We start from the raw sequence: 21,540 nt of genomic DNA, 5'->3' as shown, positions 1-21,540 counted from the left end.
GATGTACGGCAGCAGGGGGGCCGCGACGTTGTCCACGAGGCGGACGTCGGCGGCGGTGCTCGGCGCGGCACTGCTGCTCGCGGGCTGCTCCTCCTCCGGCGACGGAGAGGACAAGGGCGGCAGCGCGGGCGCCGGGATCACGCAGCAGCCCAAGGAGGCCGACCCGTTCTGGGTCAACCCCGACGGCACCGCCGCGCAGCAGGTGGCGTCGCTGGCCGAGGCCGGCAAGAAGGACCAGGCCGAGCAGATCCGCAAGATCGCCCAGCAGCCGACCGGCGAGTGGCTCAGCCCGGAGAACCCCGAGGAGCAGGCCCGCGGCTTCACCGAGGCCGCCGACGAGGCCGGGCGTACCGCGCTGCTCGTCCTCTACAACATCCCGCACCGCGACTGCGGCCAGTACTCGGGCGGCGGCGCCGCCGACGGCAACGCCTACCGCGACTTCGTCGACGGCGTGGCCAAGGGCATCGGCGACCGCTCCGCCACGGTCGTCCTGGAACCGGACGCCGTGCTCCACCTGGTGGACGGATGCACCCCGGAGCAGTTCCACGAGGAGCGCTACGCCCTCCTCAACGAGGCCATCGGCAAGCTCGCCGCCCTGAAGAACACCAGGGTGTACCTGGACGCGGGCAACGCCGGCTGGGGCCACCCCGACCAGATCTTCGACCCGCTGAAGCGGGCCGGCATCGACAAGGCGGACGGCTTCGCGGTCAACGTGTCGAACTTCTACACCACCGAGGACTCCATCGCCTACGGCAAGCAGCTCTCCGCCAAGGTCGGCGGCAAGCCCTTCGTCATCGACACCAGCCGCAACGGCAACGGCCCCTACACCGGCGGCAACCCTGACGAACGCTGGTGCAACCCCCCGGGCCGCGCCCTCGGCGAAACCCCCACGACGAAGACGTCCGACCCCCTGGTCGACGCCTACGTCTGGGTCAAGCGCCCCGGAGAGTCGGACGGCGAATGCAAGGGCGGCCCGAAGGCGGGCGAGTGGTACCCGGACTACGCCATGAAACTGGCGCAGGGATAAACGCCGGTGGGGGCGCGGGGAACTGCGCGATCAACCACAGTGCTCCCGCGCCCGACAACGCACCGGCGCTACGGAACTCGCACCCACTCCGCCTTCGAAGGCGTCCCGTCCCCATCGGTCACGAACATCATGTACCACCCCGACTGGACCAGGTTCTTGTCGCTCGGCACCGTCACGGTCAGCTTGTCCCCGTCCGCCGTGAAGTCCAGCGCGATGGACCGCTGATCCACATCAGTGACATGCGTGGACGCACTGGGCCGAATCAACCGCACCTTCTTCACCGTCGACGCCGCCCGTGAGGTGAACGTCCCCGACTCCCCTCGCGCGATGGTCTGCGGTCCCCCGGAGAGGTCCGGCCGCGAGTCCCGGTAGAGATACGGCGGCGTGTAGATCTCGATCCGCTGCTCGAACTTGCCCGGCTTGGTGTTGGCCTTGTCCGCGTAGAGCGAGTCCGACCCGAAGAACATCAGGCGCCCGTCGGGCAGCAGGATCGAACCGGAGTGGTAGTTCCGGCCCACCAGCGGATCGGCCACCCGCTCGAAGTCGTTCGTGCCCGGGTGGTACATCCGGGCCTGGAGGATGTTGGAGTCGCCGCGGCCCCGGTAGTCCTCCGAGCCGCCGGAGACCAGCACGCTGTCGTCCGGCAGGACCGAGGCCTGCGGGTAGCGGGTGCCCTTCTCCATGGCCGGTCCGTCCACGAACCGCGGGTCGTCCGCCTTCAGGTCGATGATCCGGGTCTTCTCGCTGGACAGCTTGGACTCGCCGACCCCGCCACCACCGATCACCATGTACTTCTCGTCCTGCGCCGGCGGCAGCAGCACGGTGTTCGCGGTCTCCAGCATGTTGGCGTCGCTGAGACCGGGCACCTTGGTGAACTTGTTGGTCTCCACGTCCCAGATGCCCGGGTCGCGGCCCACGTCGTCGGGGCCGTAGCCGGCGTTCGCGCCCGAGTAGAAGATCTTGCCGTTCTGCATGAGGAACAGCGCCGGGTACGTGGGGAACTGGCGGACCTTGTCGGTGTAGGTCCACTCCTTGGTCTCCGGGTCGTAGATCTCGTTCTTGCCCGGGACCAGCTGGCCGATGTCGTCGAGGCCGGAGACGCTGAGGATCCTGCCGTCGCTCAGGGTGGTGAGCGTCGGGTACCAGCGGGCCTCGTGCATCGGGTCGACCTTGATGTACTTCTCGGCGACCGGGTCGAACTCGAAGGCGTCCCGGATCCCCTGGAAGTCCTTCTTGTCGAGGGCGAGCTTCTGCGCGATGCCGTAGGTGTTGCGCGCGTCCGTGCCCGACAGGCCCTGGACGCGGTAGTTGTCCTGCGTACCGGTCTCGTACTTGGCGCCGCTGCGCTGCGCCTCGACGTAGATCCGGCCGAGGCCCGGGTCGTTGCGCACGAACGCGCCGGTCTGCGGGTCGAAGACCTTCTTGGCGCGGGGCACCAGGACCGGGTCCTTGGAGACGAAGGTCTTGCCGTTCTCCTTGCCGGTGAACTTGGTGCCCGCCGGAAGGGTGATCGGCTGGTCCGGGTTCTCGTTGTGGACGATCATCAGGCCGCCGGCCTTGGTGACGTCGCCCTTGAGCTTCTCGTACCGCTTGGTGCCGCCCGCGATCAGCAGGTTGCCGTTGGCGAGCTGGGTGTGGCCGGTGCAGAACAGGTCGGCGGGCGTCGGCACCTTCTTGATGGTGCCCTTGACGGGGTCCCAGATCCGGGTGTCGAACTTCTTGTCGTCGAAGTTGTCCTGGTTGTTGCCCGACCCGGCGACGAGCAGCACCTTGCCGGTGCGCAGCAGCGCCGCGTGGATGGTGTTCTGCCGGTACTCCTCGGGAAACTCGACGATCTCCCACCTGCCGTTGGCGGCCTTGTACTCCGGCTGATTGATCTTGTACTGGTGGTATTTCTCGGTTCCGAAGCGGTAGAGCCACGGTCCGTTCATTCCGGCCAGCGCTACTACCACCGCCGTACCTATCGCGAAGCGACGGGCGCGGCGGCGGCCGGCACGGTCTTTCATTCCTTACGTCCCCCAAGTCCACCAAGGGCGATCTGCATGGTCTGGTCGTCGCCCCCGTCGGCGGAGGCTGCCCAGCTGGGCTTCTGCTGCGGCGCGTGCGGCGCGTACGCCTGCTCGGGCGCCATGTGCTGCGGTGGGATCCCCGGCGACGGCTCGGCGGCGGCGGCCGGCGGCCGCTTCTTCGCCTTCCGCAGTTCGTGGCGCCAGGCGAACATCGGCGACGCGGTGATCAGCAGCGCGAACGTCGCCCAGATGATCATGGCGGGGTGGGAGTGCCCGAAGGCGAAGCCCGCGGTGATCGAGCCGGCGAAGATCACGATGAAGTACCAGTGGTACCGGAAGGTCCCGAACAGGGTGTCCGGGCTGGCCGAGTCGCCCTTCGGGGTCACCACGAACTTGCTCTTGCGGCGCAGCACGGAGTCGATGAGCGCCTTGGCGTACAGCGGTGCCGACAGCGCGGACATGATCATGCCGGCCACACCGCCGGAGCCCTCCGGCTCGTGCGGCGAGACGTTGTGGCGGCGGTTCCAGACGTAGAGGCCGATCTGGAGCGCGGAGGCGTTGCCGTAGAGCATCAGCCAGACCGCGGGGTCGATGTTGACGCCCGAGGCGCCGAGACCCAGGAACAGGCAGCAGCTCAGCGCCGCCAGGATCCAGTTCAGGGCCGACATCGGGTAGAAGATGATCATCATCGTGTAGTTGAAGAGCTTGCTCGGCGGCAGCGAGTACCAGCCCTTCCAGTACTGCTTGAGGATCGTCTCGTACGTCCCCCGCGACCAGCGCATCTGCTGGGTGAAGAAGTCCGTCCAGGCGTTCGGGCCCTCGCCCACCGCGAGCACGTCCGGGGTGTAGACCGACCGCCACTTGCGGCCCGTGGCCGGGTTCTTGTGGCGGTGGATCTCGAAGCCGGTCGCCATGTCCTCGGTGATCGAGTCGTACAGCCCGCCGATCTGCTTGAGCGCGCTGATGCGCACCGCGTTCGAGGTGCCCACGAACATGGGGGAGCCGTACCGGTTGCCCGCGCGCTGGATCAGCGCGTGGAAGAGGAACTGCTGCGACTCGGCGGCCTTGGTGATCGGGTTGTCGTAGTTGCCGTAGACCTGCGGGCCGATGACGAAGCCGACGTCCGGGTCGCGGAAGAAGCCGAGCATCCGCTCCAGGTAGTTGGGCAGCGGCACGTGGTCGGTGTCGACCGAGGCGAAGAAGTCGTAGTCGTTGCCGTGCGCGTCCAGCCAGGCGTTGTAGTTGCCGTGCTTGGTCTTGGCGCGGTGCGGGCCCTTCTTCCGGTTCCACTTGGCGACGCCCTTGCGGGAGAAGTGGTGTACTCCCAGGCGCGCGCAGACTTCCTTCACCTCGGCGTCGTCGCCCTCGTCGAGGAGCCAGACGTGCATCAGACCGCGGTGGCGGATCTTCACGGCCGCCTCCAGGGTCTTCGTCACCATCTCCAGCGGCTCCTTGCCGGGCACGAAGGAGGTGAGGAAGGCGACCCGGGTGCCGGTCTCGGGCACCACCGGGACCGGGTCGCGGGCGACCAGGGTGGCGTGCGCGTTCGACAGGACGTTCAGGCAGCGGAAGAGTTCGATCAGGCCGATCGCCACGAGCATCACGATGTCGAGCGTGGGCAGCCAGTCGAAGGCGGGGTAGTCGCGCTCGGTCCAGTGCGTGGGCTGGAGCAGCCAGACCAGCAGCACCACCGACAGCAGCGGGGCGGCGGCCAGCATCAGCGCGACCCGGACGCGGTGCGGCTCCTGGGATATCAGCGAGCGGTACTGGACCTTGTACGGCTGGTGCGGGTCGGGCTGGGTGAGGGGGCCCGCGAGCCGGCTGTAGTGCTCGTAGTCGTACTTCGGCAGGGTCTTGCGTATCCGGCGGAATGAACCGGTGTTCCAGGTCCGATGCCCGGGCACCCTGAGCTGGGTGGTCTGTGACGGGTCGTGGTCCTGCCCGTCGCCCGTCGGCGTCGACGTCATGTGTTGTCCCCCCACACGCGGGTCATGCGTGTTTCGTTGGTCCTTGCCTGCAACGGCCCCCCTCGGCCGACACACACCTTATATAGACATGGAACGAGAGCCCCCGGTTGCATGACGCCCCTCGGCGTCCGGCCCCCCGAACCGGACCAGGTTTCTACGGTGATCGTCATGATCGCAAGGCGTTCGGAACCCGGATACGCCGAAGGCCCCCCGTGTGATACGAGGGGCCTTCGGCCGTCTGTGCGCCGCCAGGGACTCGAACCCCGGACCCGCTGATTAAGAGTCAGCTGCTCTAACCAACTGAGCTAGCGGCGCCTGCTGACCTGCACAACTCTACCCGATGCCGGACGGTGCTCCGCACCACCCGGGAGTCCGCCCCGAGGGAGCCCGTTACATCATTCGGACCGTCAACATGCGAATAAGGAGACCAGTTGAGAAACTGACGGACATGTACCGAAGTGCACCGCCGCGGACATTTCGATCGGGAGTGTGAGGGGAATCGCATGGAGACTCCCGTATTCGAGGAATTCGATGCCGCGAGCGACTGCGACTGCCCCGGTTGCCGTCACCGGACGAGCGTTCCGCCGCATTCCCCGACGGTCCGGCGCACGATGATCGTGGCCACCGCCACCGCTGCCGCGCTGGGGGTGAGCGGTGCCGCCGCGCTCCCGGCCGCCGCCCACGCACCCCTGCGGCCGGGCGTCCCCGCAGATGACGAGCCGGACACCCCGCAGGGTGCCAGGGCCCCGCTGCACGGTCCGGCGGGCCGGCCCGCGCCCGCGCCCGGCGCGGAGCTGGCCACCATCAGCCGTACGGAGATCATCAACCGCGCCAAGACCTGGGTCACCGCGAAGGTGCCGTACAGCATGACCGCCTACTGGTCCGACGGATACCGGCAGGACTGCTCGGGCTATGTCTCGATGGCCTGGAAACTGCCGACGAACGAATGGACCGGAAGCCTCGGCACCGTCGCCGACCGGATCACCAAGAGCGAACTCCAGCCCGGCGACATTCTGCTCTTCCACAACGCGTCCGACCCCCAGAAAGGCTCGCATGTGGTGATCTTCGGCGGCTGGACGGACGGCACGCGCACCGCCTACACGGCCTACGAGCAGACCCCGCCCAACGCCCGGAAGCTCGCCACGCCCTACGCCTACTGGAGCAATTCCGCGAAGTACCTGCCCTACCGCTACAAAGGCGTCGCGGCGAGCCCGGTGAGCACGACGGGCGGGGCGCCGGCCGCGGCCTCCGGCTACCCGGGGGCGTCGTCCTTCGGGCCCGGCGCCAACAACCGGCACGTCACCGAGCTGGGCCGGATGCTCGCCGCGCGCGGCGCCGGACGCTTCTACTCCTCCGGGCCCGGTCCCCGCTGGTCGGAGGCGGACCGCAGGGCGACCGAGGCGTTCCAGCTGGCCCAGGGCTGGCGGGGCCGGGAGGCCGACGGACTGCCGGGTCCGGGTACCTGGCGGCTGCTGACCGAGGGCCGCGGCAAGGACGTCCCGGCCGCGGCCACGGGCCCCGCCTCGCACGGGGTGGCCGGCTACCCGGGCCGGGCGATGTTCCGGCCGGGTGCGGAGAACCCGTACGTCACCCGGCTCGGCGAACGGCTCGTGCGGAAGGGGTTCGGCAGGTACTACACGACCGGACCGGGTCCGCGCTGGGGTGAGGCGGACCGGCGGGCCGTCCAGGCCTTCCAGCGCACCCAGGGCTGGCGCGGTGGCGCGGCGGACGGCTATCCGGGCCCCGAGACCTGGCGGCGGCTCTTCTCGTGACCGCCCGACCCGAGGTGATCACCCGTTCATGAGGCGTCTGGCGCGGAGGCTGGAGCACACATGAGTACGACATCGTCAACGAACCCGCAGAGCCCGGCCCCGGCCGCCGCCGGTCCCTCGCCGGCCGCGGAGACCGGCCACCGGCCCGCCCGGCTGATCCGGAACGAGGCCACCACCGAGATCCCCGTCCACCTGCTGTTCCGCGACGACCCCGATCCGGCGCCGGTGCCGTTGCGGCCCGCGGTCGTCGGCCGTCGCCAGGGCACCGGCGAGCAGCCCCGGACGCGGCGGCCCGAGGCGGCGCGACCGCGTCCGGTACCGCAGGTCGACCCGGAGCTGACGGAGCGTCCGGCCCGGGTGCTGCCCGGCGCCGCGGGGGTGGCCGCCGGGTTCTGCGGGGCGGCCGGGTGCGCGGTCACCTCCTGGTGGGCCGGGGTCGTACCACCCCTCGCGGCCCAGGCGCTGGGGCTGCCGGCGTACGCCGGTGCCGGGCTCGGGCCCGCGCAGTGGGCGGCGTACGCGGCCGCCGGGGCGCTCGGGATGTTCGGGTTCGGCGGGCTGGCCCGGGGCCGGACCGGACGGGCCTGGGTGCTGGGACTGTTCGGCCGCTACCGGGGGACCGTCCGGCGTACCGGCCTGATGTGGGTGAACCCGCTGCTGCTGCGCCGCCGGGTCGACGTGCGGCTGCGGCACTGGCGCAGCGAGCCGATGCCCGCGGCCGACGGCAACGGGGTCGCGCTCCGGGCGGTGACGCTGGTGGTGTGGCGGGTGCGGGACACCGCGAAGGCCACGCTGGGCGTCGAGGACCACGAGACGTATCTGCGCGAGTGCGTCGAGGCCGCGCTGGCCCGGGTCCCGGTGGAGCCGCTGGGCACGGTCCGCAGCTCCGCCGACGTGGCCGGCGACACGCTGACCCGGCTGGTCGCGGCGGACGCGGCGCCGGTCGGTCTGGAGGTGTTCTCGGTGCGGCCGGTCCGGGTGGAGTACGCCCCGGAGGTCGCCGCCGCGATGCACCGGCGCCGGATCGCCGCGCTGGACGCGGCGCAGCGGGCCAGCGTGCTGACCTCGGTCGTGGACTCGGTGGAGGACACGGTGACCCGGCTGACCGTGCGGGGGCTGGTCGAACTGGACGACTACGAGCGCAAGATGCTGGTCAAGGACCTGACGGTGGCGTTCTGCGCGGGGCGTGGGGACGCCGGGCACTGAGGGGCGAGCGGGTTCCGCTATTGGTATGGACATGTTCAACTCACGGCAATAATCTGAGACTTGGTCTAGACCTGCACGGCTCGCTGAACTTCCCCACACGTCACAGGAGCAGCAGTATGCGCACAAGGACCAAGATCTACGCCGCCGCGGTGGGTATGGCGACCACCGGAGCCCTCGTGCTCTCGTCCGGCGGCGCCACCGGTCACGGCTACACCGACCTGCCCGTCAGCCGGCAGAAGGTGTGCCAGAACGGCACCGTCACCGGGTGCGGCTCCATCCAGTGGGAGCCGCAGAGCGTCGAGGGCCCCAAGGGCTTCCCGGCCGCCGGGCCGGCCGACGGGAAGATCTGTTCCGCGGGTGTCGGCTCGTTCGCCCCGCTGGACAGCCCCAAGCAGCCCAACGGCCAGGCGTGGCCCGCCACCAAGGTGAACGGCGGGCAGAGCTACACCTTCCGCTGGCAGTTCACCGCCCGGCACGCCACGACCGACTTCAAGTACTACGTCACCAAGCCGGGCTGGAACCAGAACCACAACCTGGCCCGGTCCGACCTCAACCTGACACCGTTCTTCACGGTGCCCTACAACAACCAGCAGCCGCCGGCCACGCTCTCCCACACCGGCACCCTGCCGTCCGGGCTGAGTGGACGCCACGTGATCGTCGCGGTCTGGACGATCGCCGACACGGGCAACGCGTTCTACGCGTGCTCGGACATCACCTTCTGATCGGGCGGAAACGAGCAAGGTCCCCCTCGCCGGAGCGAGGGGGACCTTGTGCTGTGCGCCGCCAGGGACTCGAACCCCGGACCCGCTGATTAAGAGTCAGCTGCTCTAACCAACTGAGCTAGCGGCGCATGACTCCCGCCGTCCGCTTCCCGCGGTCGGCGACGACGAAAATACTACCCGGTCCCGGGGGGTGCTCCCGACCACCGCGGCGCGAGCTAGATCGTCAGTGACAGCAGCACCGGTGCCGCGTTCCGGTTCAGCTCGTCCGCCGCCTCGCGCAGCCGGTGCGCCTGCTCCACCGGGAGCGACAGGGCCAGACAGCCCACGGAGGAGCCGGCCGTGATCGGGACGGCCGCGCAGACCGTGCCCACCGCGTACTCCTGGAGGTCGAGGACCGGCACGGTGGGCGGCTGGGACTCCAGCCGGGACATCAGGAGCGCGTCGCTGGTGATGGTGCGCGAGGTCAGCCGGGCCATCCTGTGCCGGGCCAGATGGTCGCGGCGGCCCGCGTGGTCCAGCTGGGTCAGCAGGCTCTTGCCGACCGCGGTGGCGTGCGCCGAGACCCGGAAGTCCACCCACTCGTTGACCTTGGGCGTGGTCGGGCTGTCCGCGTAGTGGGTGACGCTGACCTCGCCGTCGACGTACCGGCTGATGTAGACGGCGGCGCCCACCGAGTCGCGCAGCCGGTCCAGGGTGCGCTGGAGCTTGTCCCGCACCGCCTGCTCGCGTCCGTCGGCCGAGCCCAGGCGGGCCAGGGCCTCACCGGTGACGTACGCACCGTCGGCGGTCTGCTCGACGTAGCCCTCGCGGCGCAGCATGCGCAGGAGCGCGGTCAGCCGCTCCTGGTCGAGACCGGAGCCGCGGCCGAGTTCGACGGCGGTGGCCCCGGAGGTGTGCCGCGTCACCGTCTCCAGGACACGCAGGGCGTCCTGGGCCGAGTGGTGCGGCGCGGTCGGCCTGTGCTGCAGCGCCACGGTGGTCTCCCCCTGCGCTCGCTGGTGCATCCCGGCTTTCACGATAGCCGCCAAGAGGCCTCTCGTGAGGGCGTGTTGACCGGATTTCGGGGCCCTCATCTGCGGCGCAGGACCTCTGGCACATGCCAGTGGCCTGCCCCAACGCCCCGACCTCGGACGTTGGGGCAGGCGCACCGTGCAATTACAGGACCGCGCTGAGAAACTCCCGCGTCCGGTCGTGCTCCGGCTCGCTGAAGATCTTCTCCGGCGGGCCGGCCTCTATGACCCGGCCCGAGTCGAACATCAGCACCTGGTCCGAGATGTCCCGGGCGAAGTTCATCTCGTGGGTCACGCACAGCATGGTGATGTCCGTGCTGCGGGCGATGTCCCGGAGCAGGTCGAGGACGCCCGCGACCAGCTCGGGGTCGAGCGCCGAGGTCACCTCGTCGAGGAGCAGCACCTTCGGCCGCATCGCCAGCGCCCGGGCGATCGCCACCCGCTGCTGCTGACCGCCGGAGAGCTGGGCCGGGTGGGCGTCGCACTTGTCGCCGAGGCCCACCATGTCGAGCAGCTCCCTGGCCCGCTCCACCGCCTCGTCCTTGGACAGGCCGAGCACGGTGACCGGCGCCTCGGTGATGTTGCGCAGCACCGTCATGTTCGGGAACAGGTTGAACTGCTGGAACACCATCCCGATCTGCTTGCGCGCCTCCCGACGCTCCTTCTCGGTCGCCGGGAACAGCTTCTGTCCGTCCACGGTGATCGTGCCCTCGTCGGGCTTGAGCAGCGTCATCAGCAGCCGCAGGATCGTCGTCTTGCCCGAGCCGGACGGCCCGATCAGGGTGACGTGCTTGCCCGCGTCCACGGCGAAGTCGAGGTTGTCGAGGACGGTGTTGTCCCCGAACCGCTTGGTGACCCGGTCCAGGCGGATCAGCTCGGAGCCGCCTCGCTCGGGGCTTTTCTCGGGGTTGGGAAGAGTGTCAGTGGACAAGGCGTCGCTCCAGGGCTCGCAGGGCAAGGGAGGCCAGGTAGGAGATGATGATGAAGGCCACACCGATCACCGTGAGGGGCTCGGTGAACTGGAAGTTCTGCTGCGAGAACAGCCGGGCCTCGCCGAGCATCTCCAGCACCGTGATCGCCATCAGCAGCGGCGTGTCCTTGAGCATGGAGATCACGTAGTTGCCGAGGGCGGGCACCACACGGCGGATGGCCTGCGGCAGGATGACCGCCGTCCACGTCCGCCGCAGCGGCAGGTTGAGCGCCGTCGCGGCCTCCCACTGGCCGACCGGCACCGCCTCGATGCCGGCCCGGTAGACCTGCATCGTGTACGTCGAGTAGTGCAGGCCGATGGCGACCACACCGGTGGTGAGCGCCGAGAAGGTGATGTTCCACTCGGGCAGCACGTAGAAGAGGAAGAACAGCTGCACCAGCAGCGGGGTGTTCCGGACGAACTCGGTGACGATGCCGACCGGCCAGGTCACCCAGCGGCTCGGCACCCGCATCAGCAGCGCCCACACCAGGCCCAGGCCGAACGAGACCAGCGAGCCGAGGACCAGGATCTGCAGGGTGACCAGCAGACCGTCCCAGAAGTGCGGCATGAAGTCGGAGACCGCGCTCCAGTCCCAGTTCACGACACACCACTTCCCTCAGGCACGCGCACGGCGGCCGCCGTCTTCTTCGGCGCCTTCCCGACGCCCGCCTTCAGCTTCTTCTCCAGGCCGCGCATCACCCGCGTGAGCAGGAACGCGATCACGAAGTAGATCAGCAGGATGTACGTGTAGATCTCCGCGCTCTCCTGGAGCGCCAGCCGCACCAGGTTGCCGCTGAACGCCAGGTCGCCCATGCCCATGATCGAGACCAGGGCGGTGCCCTTGAGCAGCTCGATCAGCAGGTTGGAGAACGGCGGGATCATCTCCGGCACGGCCTGCGGCAGCATGATCAGCTTCATCCGCTGCCAGGGAGTGAAGCTCAGCGCGATGCCGCCCTCCCGCTGCGCCGGATCGACCGCGGCGAGCGAGCCGCGCACGATCTCGGAGCCGTACGCCCCGTAGGTCAGGCCCAGCGCCAGGGTGCCCGCCCACATCGGCACCAGCTGCCAGCCGAAGGCCGGGGGCAGCACGAAGAACACCCAGAAGATCATCACCAGCGCGGAGGTGCCGCGGAACACCTCGGTGTAGAAGCCCGCGAGGAAGCGGACGACCCACAGCCGGTGGGTGCGCGCGATGCCGACCACGAAGGAGACGGCCGTCGCCAGCAGGGTGCTGAAGAAGAGCAGCTGGATGGTGACCCAGACACCCTGGAGTACGAGTTCCCACAGTCCCGAGGTCATCCGCCGCACAGCTCCTTCGCGGTCAGATCGGTCATCTCGTTCTCGGTGAAACCGAAGGGCTTGAGGATGCGCAGCAGTTCGCCGCTCTTCTTGAGCTTCTGCAGCTCGACGTTGAAGGCGTCCCGCAGGTTGGTCTCGTCCGGACGGAAGGCGAAACCGCCGCCGTCGACGTGCGGCTTGCCGTCGACGAGCGGTGCGAAGGCCTCGGTCGCCTCCGCCTTGCTGGACTTCTTGACCACCTCGCGGACGGTCAGCGCCGTTCCCGCGAAGACGTCCACGCGCCCGGACTCGACGGCGTTGAGGCCGGCCACCTGGTCGGGGACGATCAGGATGTCGTCCTCTTTGTACCCGTGCTCCACCGCGTAGGCGATCTCGGCGTAGCCGGTGCCGGTCGCGAACTTGGCCTTCTTCTCGACGACGTCCTTGTAGTTGCGCAGCCCGAGCGGGTTGCCCTTGCGCACGATGTACGCGTCGAGCATCTGGTAGTCGGGGTCGGAGAAGATGACCTGCTGGCAGCGCTCGGGGTTGATGTACATCCCGGCCGCCACGACGTCGAACTGCTGCGACGCCAGCCCCGGGATGAGCGAACCGAACTCCGTCGGCACCGGCTGCACCCGGTCCACTCCGAGGCGCTTGAAGATGACCTTGGCCAGCTCCGGAGCCTCGCCGGTCAGCTCACCGTTCTTGTCGATGTAGCCGAAGGGGATCTCGCCCGCTATGCCGAGCCGGGCGACGCCCTGTGCCCTGAGCCGGTCGAGAAGGTCACCGCCTTCCACGTCGGACGCGGTGGCCACCCGCGAGCAGCCGGCCGCCCCCAGTGCGCCGAGCGCCGCGACCCCCGCGAGCAGCGACCGGCGTGTGGGCCCGGCTGTCCTGGGCCTTTGGTCGGATATACCCCATGGAGGGGTTCTGTGTGGTGGAGCCATGGGCGCGCAGCTACCCGATGGGGGAAGGGTTATGCCGACTGTTTTCAGTCCGATACCTCGGCCCGGCGCCCTTGACCGCGGGGCCGCGGGGCACTGCCATGGAGGCATGGCTGATCGCTACATCGAAGTCTCGCTGGTCAAGCGCGGAATCACCTGCACGGCCCAACTGCTCGACGACCGGGCCCCGATCACCTGCAAGGCCGTCTGGGACGCCCTCCCTCTCGGCAGCGACGTGTATCACGCCAAATACGCGCGCAACGAGATCTACGCCCTCTTCCCGCCCTTCGCGACATCCGAACCACCACTGGAGAATCCGACGGTAACGCCCATTCCGGGCGATCTGTGCTACTTCGCCTTCGCCGGCGCCGAATTGGGCACCAAGGCGTACGGCTACGACCGGGAGGTCCGCGCGGGCACCACCCTCGTCGACCTCGCCCTCTTCTACGAGCGCAACAACCTCCTGCTCAACGCCGACGTCGGCTGGGTCCCCGGCACCGTCTGGGGCCAGATCGTCGAGGGCCTGCCCGCGATGGCCGAGGCCTGCAACGACCTGTGGCGTACGGGGGCGGCGGGGGAGACCCTCAGCTTCCGCCGCGCGTAGGCCTCCGGCGGTGGGGCGGGGGAGGACGGGGGTCCGTCGCCGGGTGCCCTGGCCTCCTCGCCGGGTGCCCCTGGCCCTCTCGCCGGGTGCACTGGCCTCCCGCTGGGCGCCCCGGCCTCCCGCTGGGCGCCCGGCCCCGCTGGGTGTCCCGGCCTCCCGCCAGGGCCCTCGCCGCCTCGCCGGGTGTCGGTCATCTCGCCCTGCGGCGTGGTTCTGCCGTTGGGCGGGGCGTCGTGTCTTCGTTGGGCGCTGCGTCGTGTCTTGGGCGGGGGCTGTGCGGGCGTGCCGGCGTGCCCTGCGTGCCCTGCGTGCCCTGCGCGGCCGGCCGGCGTCGGCCCTTCGACCGGCGGGGCGTGGTGGCCCGGGTCGAGCGGGTGCCACGCGTGGCGGGGGCCGGGGTTCTCCGCAGGTCGGGCCCCGCTCGGACTGGGCGCCGCTCATGCCGGTCCGCCGCTGCCTGCCGGGCCCTGGATGCGCTGGGCCCAGGGTGCGCCGGGCCCAGGGTGCGCTGGGCCCAGGGTGCGTCGGGCCGGGACGGCGTCGGGCCGGGGTGCCCCCGGCCCCGGATCACCCCCGGCCTCGGATCACCCCCGGCCCAGGCCCACCCGCGGCCCGGACTACGCCGGGTCCGCCCCCTGCAGCGCGTGTGCCGCGCGCAGGACCAGGTCGTCGCGGTGGCGGGCGGCGATCAGTTGGAGGCCGATGGGGAGGCCGTCCGCGTCGGTGCCCGCCGGGACCGATGCCGCCGGCTGCTGGGTGAGGTTGAAGGGGTAGGTGAAGGGCGTCCAGCCCGTCCACCGCCGGTGTCCGGATCGCTTCGGTACCTCGGCGCCCGCCTCGAACGCCGTGATCGGCAGCGTCGGCGTGACCAGCAGGTCGTACTCCTCGTGGAAGCGGCCCATCCGGCGGCCCAACTCCATCCGGACGTCCACCGCGGCCAGGTACTCCAGCGCCGAGTACCGGGCGCCCGCCCCGACGATCTCCCGCAGTCCCGGGTCGAGCAGTTCCCGCTGACCCGCCCGCAGATGCTGCACCACGCGGGCCGCCCCGCTGAACCACAGCGTGTGGAAGGCCTCCACCGGGTCCGAGAAGTCGGGATCCACCTCCGCGACGAACGCGCCCAGTTCCGCCAGCCGCTGCACCGCACGCCGGACCGCCGTCGCCACCGCCGGGCGTACCGCCACCTGCCCGCCGAGCGAGGGCGAGTACGCCACCCGCAGTCCCCGCACACCGCCGGCCAGGGCCTCGGTGTACGACCCGGGCGCCGGCCCCAGCGCCGACCAGTCCCGGGCGTCGGGGACGCCGATGACGTCCAGCAGCAGCGCCGCGTCCGCCGCGTCCCGGGTGATCGGGCCGACGTGCGCGAGGGTGCCGAACGCGCTCGCCGGGTAGAGCGGCACCCGCCCGTACGTCGGTTTCAGGCCGAAGACGCCGCAGAAGGAGGCCGGGATGCGCACGCTCCCGCCGCCGTCCGTGCCGAGCGCCAGCGGCCCCGCCCCGAGCGCCACGGCAGCCGCCGCGCCCCCGCTGGAGCCGCCCGCGGTACGGGCGGGGTCGTGCGGGTTGCGGGTGATGCCGGACAGCGGCGAGTCCGTCACGCCCTTCCAGCCGTACTCGGGCGTGGTCGTCTTGCCGAGGAAGACCGCGCCGTGCTCGCGCAGCCGGGCGACGGAGGGCGCGTCCTCGTCCCAGGGGCCGTCCGGCGAGACGGCCAGGGAGCCGCGCAGGGTGGGCTGACCACGCGTCAGCAGGATGTCCTTCACCGTGACCGGCACCCCGTCCAGGCGCCCGCACGGCTCCCCGCGCCGCCACCGCTCCTCCGCCCGCCGGGCCCGGTCGAGCGCCTCCTCGCCGGTGAGCCGCACGAAGGCGTTCACCTCCGGCTGGATCTGTTCGGCCCGGTCCAGCGCCGCCCGGGTCACCTCGACGGGGCTGAAGTCGCCCTTGCGATAACCGTCGACGAGCTGTACCGCGGTCAGCTCGGTGAGGTCGAGGTCCGTCATGCACCCTCCCGCTTCCTGGGACGTCAGTGTCCGGGCACGTATCCGCGCTTCTTGTCGACCACGTTCGCGAGCGGCCGGCCCGCCGCCCAGCTCTCGAACAAATCCACGAACTGCGCCCCCAGTTCGTCCCGCCAGCCGATCGTGTCCCCGCTCATGTGCGGGGAGATGATCAGATCGGGGACCCGCCACAGCGGACTCTCCGGCGCGAGGGGCTCCCGGCTCAGCACGTCCAGCGCGGCACCCGCGATCCAGCGCCTGGTCAGCGCCTCGGCCAGGTCGTCCTCCACGACCAGCTGACCCCGCCCCACGTTCACGAACCGGGCGGAGGGCTGCATCACCCCGAACCGCCGGGCGTCGAACATGCCGCGCGTGTCGTCGGTGAGCGGCGCCGCCGCGACCACCCAGTCGGCGCGGGCCAGCAGCCGGTCCAGCTCGTCCGGTCCGTGCACACCGGTGCGCGCGGTGCGGCCGACCAGCGCGGTGGTGATGCCGAGCGCCTTGAGCGTCTGCGCGATCGCCCGCCCGATCGGCCCGGAACCGACCACACAGGCGCGCGTTCCGGCCACCCGCATCGACTCGCGGTGCCGCCACGTCCCCTCACCCTGCAACCGCAGTGTCGTCGGCAGGTCCTTCGCCATCGCCAGGACGAGCGCGGCGACGTACTCGGCGATCGGCTGGTCGAAGACGCCGCGCGCGTTGGTCACCACCGTCTCGGAATCGGCCAGCTCCGGACACATCAGATGGTCCACCCCGGCGCTCGCCGTGTGCACCCAGCGCGGCCGCGGGCCGTCGCCGGGCCACGCCTCGCGCACCGCGTGCGAGCTGAAGTCCCACACGAGCAGCACGTCGGCGTGCGGCAACCGCTCGGCGAGGGACCTCGCGTCGGTGTGCTCGATCCGGGCCCGGCCGGTCAGCCGGCCCAGCCGGGGGAGTGGTTCGGCGTCCAGGACGAGAAGCGTGGGCGTGCTCATCGGCAGGCGTGTCTCCGGTACGGGGGCGGTGCGGGGAAAACCGGGGCGGTTCGGGTGTTGACGCGGAAGTTAACCGGCTGTTGACCTGGGAGTGACGCGGGCGGATTGACCACGCTCGCACCGCAACCTACCTTCGTCAACACGGCCGTGCGTAACGGTGCGTTGCCCTCTCCTTCCTCAGTGTGAGGCCGGTGCGTGCCATGGACATCTCCTTTCTCGGCGGACCAGCTCCGCAACGCGGGGTCGGCGTGGTCGCCCCGTTCGACTTCGCACTCGATCGCGAGCTGTGGCGGTGGGTGCCCGACGAGGTCTCGCTGCACATGACGCGAACCCCTTTCGTGCCCGTCGAGGTCAGTCTGGACCTCGCGCGGATGGTCAGCGAGCACCAAACCCTCGGTGAGGCGGTGCGCACCCTCAACGCCATCGCCCCCGAGGTCGTCGCCTACGCCTGCACCTCGGGCAGTTTCGTCGGCGGCGTCGCCGGCGAACGGGCGATGTGCGAGGCGATGACCTGGGCGGGCGCGGTCCCGTCCGTGACGACCTCCGGGGCGTTGCTGGACGCGCTGGCCGAGTTGGGCGTGCGCCGGCTCGCGCTGGTGACGCCGTACACCGTGTCGGTCACCCGGTCGCTGGAGGCGTACATCGCCGAGGCCGGAGTGACGGTCACGGGCTGCGCCTTCATGGGGCTGACCCGGCACATCTGGAAGGTGCCGTACCGCGACGTGGCCGACATGGCGCGCCAGGCGGTACCGGGCGAGGGCGCGGCGGACGCCCTCTTCATCTCCTGCACGAACCTCCCCACCTACGACGTCATCCCGCAACTGGAGGCCGAGCTGCGGATCCCGGTGATCTCGGCCAACCAAGTGACGATGTGGGCGGCGCTGCGCCGACTGGGTACCCGTGCCGTGGGGCCGTACCAGACGCTGACCGATCCGTCGGCGCGCACCGGCCCCGCGGTGCCGGGACCGGCCGGCCCCGCAGTGGCGGACATCCCGGGCGTGACGGACGGCCCGGACACCGAACAGCAGCAGGAAGGGTGGACATGACAGCACTGGGGTTCCTGTACCCGGGCCACTCCGGCGAGGACGACTATCCACGCATCGAGCAGCTGCTGGGCAGCGACGTCCGGGTGGACCTGGTGCACACGGACATCGGCGAGGACGCGCACCGGGTGGACGCCCTGCTGGAGATGGGCTCGCCGCAGCGGCTCGCGGCCGGCGTCGAGGAGCTGCGGCTGGCCGGCGCCGACGCCGTGGTGTGGGCCTGCACCAGTGGCAGTTTCGTGCACGGCTGGGAGGGTGCGCAGGAACAGGTGCGCGGCCTGGCCCAGACGGCCGGACTGCCGGCCTCGTCGACCTCGTTCGCCTTCGTGCACGCGGTGCGCGAGGTCGGGGCGCGGCGGGTCGCGATCGGCGCGACCTATCCGCAGGACGTGGCACAGCTCTTCGCGGAGTTCCTCGGAGCCGCCGGCATCGAGGTGGTCGACGTGGTCGGCTCGGGCATCATCACGGCCGCGGAGGTCGGCACCTGGACCGAGGCGGAGGTGCTGGCGCTGGCCCGCGCCGCCGACCGCCCGGACGCGGAGGCGGTGCTCCTGCCGGACACCGCCCTCCACACGGCGGCCCACATCCCGGCCCTGGAGAAGGAGCTGGGCAAGCCGGTCCTGACGGCGAACCAGGTCACCATCTGGGAGGGCCTGCGCCTGGCGGACCGCCGGGTCAACGCTCCGGAACTGGGTGCGCTCTTCACCCGGGAGCCGGTGGTGCAGGCCTGAAGGCCCTGTCAGGGGTCGTGAAACGCGAGAACCCCGGTCCCGCTGCTGCGGGGCCGGGGTTCTCCATGGAGCGCTGGGCAGGCCTTGCACCTGCATTTCCCCACGGGAAGTGGGGCGTCTTTCCTTGGACCACCAACGCACTGCCGGTTCTTGGGGGTTGACCCCGTGATCAGGCAGCTTGAGCGTACCGCAGCTCCGCCCGGGGTGCACATCGACCCCAGTGCGATTCATGTACATGTCTACCGTCCCATCATCTGAAGATACCTGAACCCTTGTCAGGTCCCGGACTGGACCCTATTCTCACGGCGAGAAAGCGCTTTCCCAACTGTCGTATTGACATGATCACGACAGTCAGTTCGTTCCGGCATGTGAAGACGAAGGGGAGACCGAGGATGAGACGACCCGTCGCGCTGCGACTCCAGGCGGCGCTGGGGACACTGGCCCTCGCCGCCGCGACCGGGGTGGTGCTGGCCATGCCCGAGGCGGCGGCAGCGGCCGGTGGCGCCACCGGCTACGCGACCCAGAACGGCGGCACGACCGGCGGCGCGGGCGGGCAGACGGTCCGGGCCACCACCGGCACCGCGATCCACCAGGCCCTGTGCGGCCGGGCGGACAGCGCCACCCCGATCACCATCGAGGTCGAGGGCACCATCAACCACGGCAACACCAGCAAGGTGTCGGGCGACAGTTGCAGCACCGCAGCCGACAAGATCGAGCTGAAGCAGATCAGCAACGTCACGATCGTCGGGGTCGGCAGCGGTGCCGTCTTCGACCAGCTGGGCATCCACATCCGGGAGTCCAGCAACATCATCATCCAGAACGTGACGGTCCGGAACGTCAAGAAGTCGGGCTCGCCCACGTCCAACGGCGGCGACGCCATCGGCATGGAGAGCGACGTCCGCAACGTCTGGGTCGACCACACCACCCTGGAGGCCTCGGGCGGCGAGTCGGCGGGCTTCGACGGCCTCTTCGACATGAAGGACAACACCCAGTACGTGACCCTGTCCTACAGCGTCCTGCGCAACTCCGGCCGCGGCGGACTGATCGGCTCCAGCGAGAGCGACGTGTCCAACGGGTACGTCACCTTCCACCACAACAAGTACGAGAACATCGACTCCCGCACCCCCCTGCTGCGCGGCGGCACCTCGCACATCTACAACAACCACTACGTGAGCCTCAACGAGTCCGGCATCAACTCCCGGGCCGGCGCCAAGGCCAAGGTGGACAACAACTACTTCGAGGACTCCAAGGACGTCCTCGGCACCTTCTACACCGACCAGGCCGGCTACTGGCAGGTCAGCGGCAACATCTTCGACAACGTGACCTGGTCCGAGCCCGGCGAGGACACCAACCCGGCCGGACCCGACCCGCGGTCCAACACCACGGTCTCCATCCCGTACTCCTACGGCCTGGACGCCGCCTCCTGCGTACCCGCGGTGGTGAGCGCCACGGCGGGCGCGAACAAGGGCCTCAAGGTGTCCGACGGCAGCTGCACACCGCAGAACCCCGACCCGTCCCCGGACCCCACAGACCCGGACCCCACCGACCCGACCGAGCCCTCCCCGGACCCGACCGACCCGCCGAGCGGCACCAACCTCAGCGTCGGGGCCGGCGCCGACGGCTCGTCCAAGGCGAGCGGCACCAGCTACGGCAACGTGCGCGACGGTGACATGGGTACGTACTGGTCACCGGCCGGGACGACCGGCTCGGTCTCCGTGAAGTGGTCGTCCCCCACCACGGTCTCCAAGGTCGCCATCCGGGAGGCGGCCGGCTCCGAGGGCGCCATCGGCTCCTACCGGCTCGTCGACCACGGCACCGGAGCCGTGCTGGCCACCGGCAGCGGGGCGGGCCTGATCAGCTTCCCGGCGGTCTCCCTGACGAAGATCACCTTCGAGATCACCGGCGCCTCGGGCACCCCGAAGATCGCCGAGTTCGAGACGTACGCGGGCTAGCGAGCCGCGTGGTCCCGCCCCGGAGGGCGGGGTGTGTCCGGGCGCCGCGCCGGGCACGCCCCGCCCTCTTGCGCGGGCGCGGGACAATGGACGGTGGCCCACTCCGACGGAGTGCCCCCGCGTGCGGGGGAGGGTCGTCGTGACGTACGAGGAGGAGAAGACATGGCGGAGCCCACGCCGCGTCGGAACGAACCGCGGCTACGCCCCGCGCCCCTGCTCTTCGAGCCGGCGGAGGCGGCCGCCGATCCCGAGCACTTCTTCGACCTCGAGTCGATCGACGACCCCCGGGCGCTGCTGGAGCGCGCCACCGAGCTGACGCAGGCCTTCCGCGCGGCGGCGGACCGCGCGATGGAGTACCAGGCGATCGCGGCCGCGCAGCTGGCCGACCCGCGACGGTTCGACCGGCTCACCGCCGCGGACATCGCCGAGCGCGCCGAGTGGACCGAGGACTACGCCAAGAAGATGGTGGAGTTCGGACGCGATCTGATGCGCGGCGAACCGGCGGAGTAACCCGAGCGCATATGCCAGGAGGGTGGGCAAGATACTCCCTTCCCTTCCGTCCTGTCCCCATTTCCCGCAACCCAGCGGAGCGACTCCCTCACGCCCGGTAGATGTGTGCGGCATGAGCAGCACACGCAACGCCACCCCCCACGTCTCGGACGTCACCTCGGACGGCGCCGCCTGGCTGGCCTCGGCGAGCACGTATCCGCGCAGCACGCTGGCGCTGTGGGAGGAGCGGCCCGAGGCCCCGGTCGTCCTGCCCTGCGGTTCCGCCTTCGACGTGGTGAGCGCCCCCGCGATCTTCGGGCGCCGGATGCTGGACCGGATGTGGGACGACGGCCCGGGGTCCGGCCCGGTGGCGGAGTTCCGGGGCCGGATGCTGCTTTTCGCCGCGCCGGGCACCGCCCAGCGGCTGCCGTCGCTCCTCGAGTGGGAGGAGTGGAGCGCCCGCGGCAGGGGCGACGGGCGTACGGGGGCGGTGCCGCCGCTGCTGTGCCACGGCGCCGGGGACGCGGTGACCGTACCGGCCCCCGCGGGCGGGCCCGCCCGTTCCGGGGCGCGGTGGCTGGTGGCGCCGGACACCCGCATGCCGTGGCTGCCGGGCCCGGAAATCCTGCTCTGGGCGGCCGTAAGGGCGGCCCGATCCGCGGTGCGGATTTCGATTTTTCCCTCCGCCGAACAGGATGCTAAGGTCTACGACGTCAGCAGGCGCCGCTAGCTCAGTTGGTTAGAGCAGCTGACTCTTAATCAGCGGGTCCGGGGTTCGAGTCCCTGGCGGCGCACGTTGGCGATGGCGAGGCATGTTCGCGGAAAACGCGAACCGGTCTCGC

At 70.5% G+C, this 21,540-nt stretch carries 19 protein-coding genes and 3 tRNA genes; 11 read left to right on the top strand and 11 right to left on the bottom strand.

Annotated elements, in window-relative coordinates; genetic code table 11:
- The first annotated feature begins 1 nt into the window (after position 1).
- The gene (locus tag OIE75_RS13660; RefSeq protein ID WP_329471049.1) at positions 2-1,027 is read left to right on the top strand and encodes a glycoside hydrolase family 6 protein; all 1,026 of its coding nucleotides are present in this window, start codon (positions 2-4) and stop codon (positions 1,025-1,027) included.
- Positions 1,028-1,095: 68 nt separating this feature from the next.
- On the opposite strand, the gene OIE75_RS13655 is transcribed toward OIE75_RS13660, so the two are convergent.
- From OIE75_RS13655 to OIE75_RS13645, 3 genes are all read right to left on the bottom strand, one after another.
- Positions 1,096-3,033: a kelch motif-containing protein gene (locus OIE75_RS13655; RefSeq protein ID WP_307012377.1), complete on the bottom strand. Its 1,938-nt coding sequence runs from the start codon at positions 3,031-3,033 to the stop codon at positions 1,096-1,098.
- Complete coding sequence (locus OIE75_RS13650) at positions 3,030-5,003, bottom strand: glycosyltransferase family 2 protein (protein ID WP_329471047.1); 1,974 nt, start codon at positions 5,001-5,003, stop codon at positions 3,030-3,032. Before OIE75_RS13650 ends, OIE75_RS13655 begins: the two co-directional genes overlap by 4 nt.
- Positions 5,004-5,244: 241 nt before the next feature.
- Positions 5,245-5,318: transfer RNA gene (locus OIE75_RS13645), tRNA-Lys, on the bottom strand.
- A gap of 188 nt (positions 5,319-5,506) precedes the next feature.
- Between OIE75_RS13645 and OIE75_RS13640 the strand changes: the two genes are divergently transcribed.
- From OIE75_RS13640 to OIE75_RS13630, 3 genes are all read left to right on the top strand, one after another.
- The gene (locus tag OIE75_RS13640) at positions 5,507-6,775 is read left to right on the top strand and encodes a peptidoglycan-binding protein (RefSeq protein WP_329471045.1); all 1,269 of its coding nucleotides are present in this window, start codon (positions 5,507-5,509) and stop codon (positions 6,773-6,775) included.
- Positions 6,776-6,835: 60 nt separating this feature from the next.
- Positions 6,836-7,981 (top strand): SPFH domain-containing protein, encoded by a 1,146-nt coding sequence (locus tag OIE75_RS13635; RefSeq protein WP_307012372.1) that lies wholly within the window; start codon positions 6,836-6,838, stop codon positions 7,979-7,981.
- Between the two features lie 116 nt (positions 7,982-8,097).
- Complete coding sequence (locus tag OIE75_RS13630) at positions 8,098-8,703, top strand: lytic polysaccharide monooxygenase auxiliary activity family 9 protein (RefSeq protein ID WP_329471044.1); 606 nt, start codon at positions 8,098-8,100, stop codon at positions 8,701-8,703.
- Between the two features lie 54 nt (positions 8,704-8,757).
- On the opposite strand, the gene OIE75_RS13625 is transcribed toward OIE75_RS13630, so the two are convergent.
- The 6 genes from OIE75_RS13625 to ehuB form a co-directional block, all read right to left on the bottom strand.
- A tRNA-Lys gene (locus OIE75_RS13625) sits at positions 8,758-8,831 on the bottom strand.
- Positions 8,832-8,918: 87 nt separating this feature from the next.
- Positions 8,919-9,677, bottom strand: a complete 759-nt coding sequence (locus tag OIE75_RS13620; RefSeq protein WP_329471042.1) for an IclR family transcriptional regulator — start codon at positions 9,675-9,677, stop codon at positions 8,919-8,921.
- Between the two features lie 181 nt (positions 9,678-9,858).
- Entirely contained in the window at positions 9,859-10,644 is a 786-nt protein-coding gene (ehuA, locus tag OIE75_RS13615; RefSeq protein ID WP_307012368.1) for an ectoine/hydroxyectoine ABC transporter ATP-binding protein EhuA, read from the bottom strand.
- A complete protein-coding gene (gene ehuD / locus OIE75_RS13610; RefSeq protein ID WP_329471041.1) occupies positions 10,634-11,284 on the bottom strand; it encodes an ectoine/hydroxyectoine ABC transporter permease subunit EhuD in 651 nt (216 codons plus the stop codon). Before ehuD ends, ehuA begins: the two co-directional genes overlap by 11 nt.
- Positions 11,281-11,982: an ectoine/hydroxyectoine ABC transporter permease subunit EhuC gene (gene ehuC / locus OIE75_RS13605; protein WP_307012364.1), complete on the bottom strand. Its 702-nt coding sequence runs from the start codon at positions 11,980-11,982 to the stop codon at positions 11,281-11,283. The genes ehuD and ehuC overlap by 4 nt, the downstream gene beginning before the upstream one ends.
- Positions 11,979-12,908: an ectoine/hydroxyectoine ABC transporter substrate-binding protein EhuB gene (gene ehuB / locus OIE75_RS13600; RefSeq protein ID WP_307012362.1), complete on the bottom strand. Its 930-nt coding sequence runs from the start codon at positions 12,906-12,908 to the stop codon at positions 11,979-11,981. The genes ehuC and ehuB overlap by 4 nt, the downstream gene beginning before the upstream one ends.
- Positions 12,909-13,014: 106 nt before the next feature.
- On the opposite strand from ehuB, the gene OIE75_RS13595 reads away from it, so the two are divergent.
- The gene (locus OIE75_RS13595; protein ID WP_122619917.1) at positions 13,015-13,509 is read left to right on the top strand and encodes a DUF3830 family protein; all 495 of its coding nucleotides are present in this window, start codon (positions 13,015-13,017) and stop codon (positions 13,507-13,509) included.
- A gap of 617 nt (positions 13,510-14,126) precedes the next feature.
- Here OIE75_RS13595 and OIE75_RS13590 read toward each other — a convergent pair.
- Together OIE75_RS13590 and OIE75_RS13585 are read right to left on the bottom strand one after the other, a co-directional pair.
- A complete protein-coding gene (locus OIE75_RS13590) occupies positions 14,127-15,512 on the bottom strand; it encodes an amidase (protein WP_329471038.1) in 1,386 nt (461 codons plus the stop codon).
- A 23-nt stretch (positions 15,513-15,535) separates the two neighbouring features.
- Positions 15,536-16,483, bottom strand: coding sequence for a D-2-hydroxyacid dehydrogenase (locus tag OIE75_RS13585; RefSeq protein WP_329471036.1), 948 nt, complete (start codon positions 16,481-16,483; stop codon positions 15,536-15,538).
- A gap of 200 nt (positions 16,484-16,683) precedes the next feature.
- Between OIE75_RS13585 and OIE75_RS13580 the strand changes: the two genes are divergently transcribed.
- The 6 genes from OIE75_RS13580 (at position 16,684) to OIE75_RS13555 (ending at position 21,492) form a co-directional block, all read left to right on the top strand.
- A complete protein-coding gene (locus OIE75_RS13580; protein WP_307012356.1) occupies positions 16,684-17,529 on the top strand; it encodes a maleate cis-trans isomerase family protein in 846 nt (281 codons plus the stop codon).
- Positions 17,526-18,257 (top strand): maleate cis-trans isomerase family protein, encoded by a 732-nt coding sequence (locus OIE75_RS13575; protein WP_329471035.1) that lies wholly within the window; start codon positions 17,526-17,528, stop codon positions 18,255-18,257. The genes OIE75_RS13580 and OIE75_RS13575 overlap by 4 nt, the downstream gene beginning before the upstream one ends.
- 392 nt (positions 18,258-18,649) lie before the next feature.
- Entirely contained in the window at positions 18,650-20,209 is a 1,560-nt protein-coding gene (locus tag OIE75_RS13570) for a pectate lyase family protein (RefSeq protein WP_329471034.1), read from the top strand.
- A gap of 162 nt (positions 20,210-20,371) precedes the next feature.
- Positions 20,372-20,719, top strand: coding sequence for a hypothetical protein (locus tag OIE75_RS13565; protein ID WP_122619922.1), 348 nt, complete (start codon positions 20,372-20,374; stop codon positions 20,717-20,719).
- Between the two features lie 112 nt (positions 20,720-20,831).
- Complete coding sequence (locus OIE75_RS13560) at positions 20,832-21,428, top strand: bifunctional DNA primase/polymerase (RefSeq protein WP_329471033.1); 597 nt, start codon at positions 20,832-20,834, stop codon at positions 21,426-21,428.
- Positions 21,419-21,492: transfer RNA gene (locus OIE75_RS13555), tRNA-Lys, on the top strand. The genes OIE75_RS13560 and OIE75_RS13555 overlap by 10 nt, the downstream gene beginning before the upstream one ends.
- Positions 21,493-21,540 lie beyond the last annotated feature (48 nt).

Source organism: Streptomyces sp. NBC_01723, from assembly GCF_036246005.1.
In the GTDB taxonomy this organism is placed as follows: Bacteria; Actinomycetota; Actinomycetes; order Streptomycetales; family Streptomycetaceae; genus Streptomyces.
The sequence above is the reverse complement of the archived record's forward strand: the minus strand, read 5'-3'. Positions and strand labels throughout refer to the sequence as shown.

Bases quoted from the DNA above. Each gene is read 5' to 3' on its own strand.
- OIE75_RS13660 (WP_329471049.1), top strand. From the start codon at position 2: ATGTACGGCAGCAGGGGGGCCGCGACGTTGTCCACGAGGCGGACGTCG.
- OIE75_RS13655 (WP_307012377.1), bottom strand. From the start codon at position 3,033: ATGAAAGACCGTGCCGGCCGCCGCCGCGCCCGTCGCTTCGCGATAGGT.
- OIE75_RS13650 (WP_329471047.1), bottom strand. From the start codon at position 5,003: ATGACGTCGACGCCGACGGGCGACGGGCAGGACCACGACCCGTCACAG.
- OIE75_RS13640 (WP_329471045.1), top strand. From the start codon at position 5,507: ATGGAGACTCCCGTATTCGAGGAATTCGATGCCGCGAGCGACTGCGAC.
- OIE75_RS13635 (WP_307012372.1), top strand. From the start codon at position 6,836: ATGAGTACGACATCGTCAACGAACCCGCAGAGCCCGGCCCCGGCCGCC.
- OIE75_RS13630 (WP_329471044.1), top strand. From the start codon at position 8,098: ATGCGCACAAGGACCAAGATCTACGCCGCCGCGGTGGGTATGGCGACC.
- ehuC (WP_307012364.1), bottom strand. From the start codon at position 11,982: ATGACCTCGGGACTGTGGGAACTCGTACTCCAGGGTGTCTGGGTCACC.
- ehuB (WP_307012362.1), bottom strand. From the start codon at position 12,908: ATGGCTCCACCACACAGAACCCCTCCATGGGGTATATCCGACCAAAGG.
- OIE75_RS13595 (WP_122619917.1), top strand. From the start codon at position 13,015: ATGGCTGATCGCTACATCGAAGTCTCGCTGGTCAAGCGCGGAATCACC.
- OIE75_RS13590 (WP_329471038.1), bottom strand. From the start codon at position 15,512: ATGACGGACCTCGACCTCACCGAGCTGACCGCGGTACAGCTCGTCGAC.
- OIE75_RS13585 (WP_329471036.1), bottom strand. From the start codon at position 16,483: ATGAGCACGCCCACGCTTCTCGTCCTGGACGCCGAACCACTCCCCCGG.
- OIE75_RS13580 (WP_307012356.1), top strand. From the start codon at position 16,684: ATGGACATCTCCTTTCTCGGCGGACCAGCTCCGCAACGCGGGGTCGGC.
- OIE75_RS13575 (WP_329471035.1), top strand. From the start codon at position 17,526: ATGACAGCACTGGGGTTCCTGTACCCGGGCCACTCCGGCGAGGACGAC.
- OIE75_RS13570 (WP_329471034.1), top strand. From the start codon at position 18,650: ATGAGACGACCCGTCGCGCTGCGACTCCAGGCGGCGCTGGGGACACTG.
- OIE75_RS13565 (WP_122619922.1), top strand. From the start codon at position 20,372: ATGGCGGAGCCCACGCCGCGTCGGAACGAACCGCGGCTACGCCCCGCG.
- OIE75_RS13560 (WP_329471033.1), top strand. From the start codon at position 20,832: ATGAGCAGCACACGCAACGCCACCCCCCACGTCTCGGACGTCACCTCG.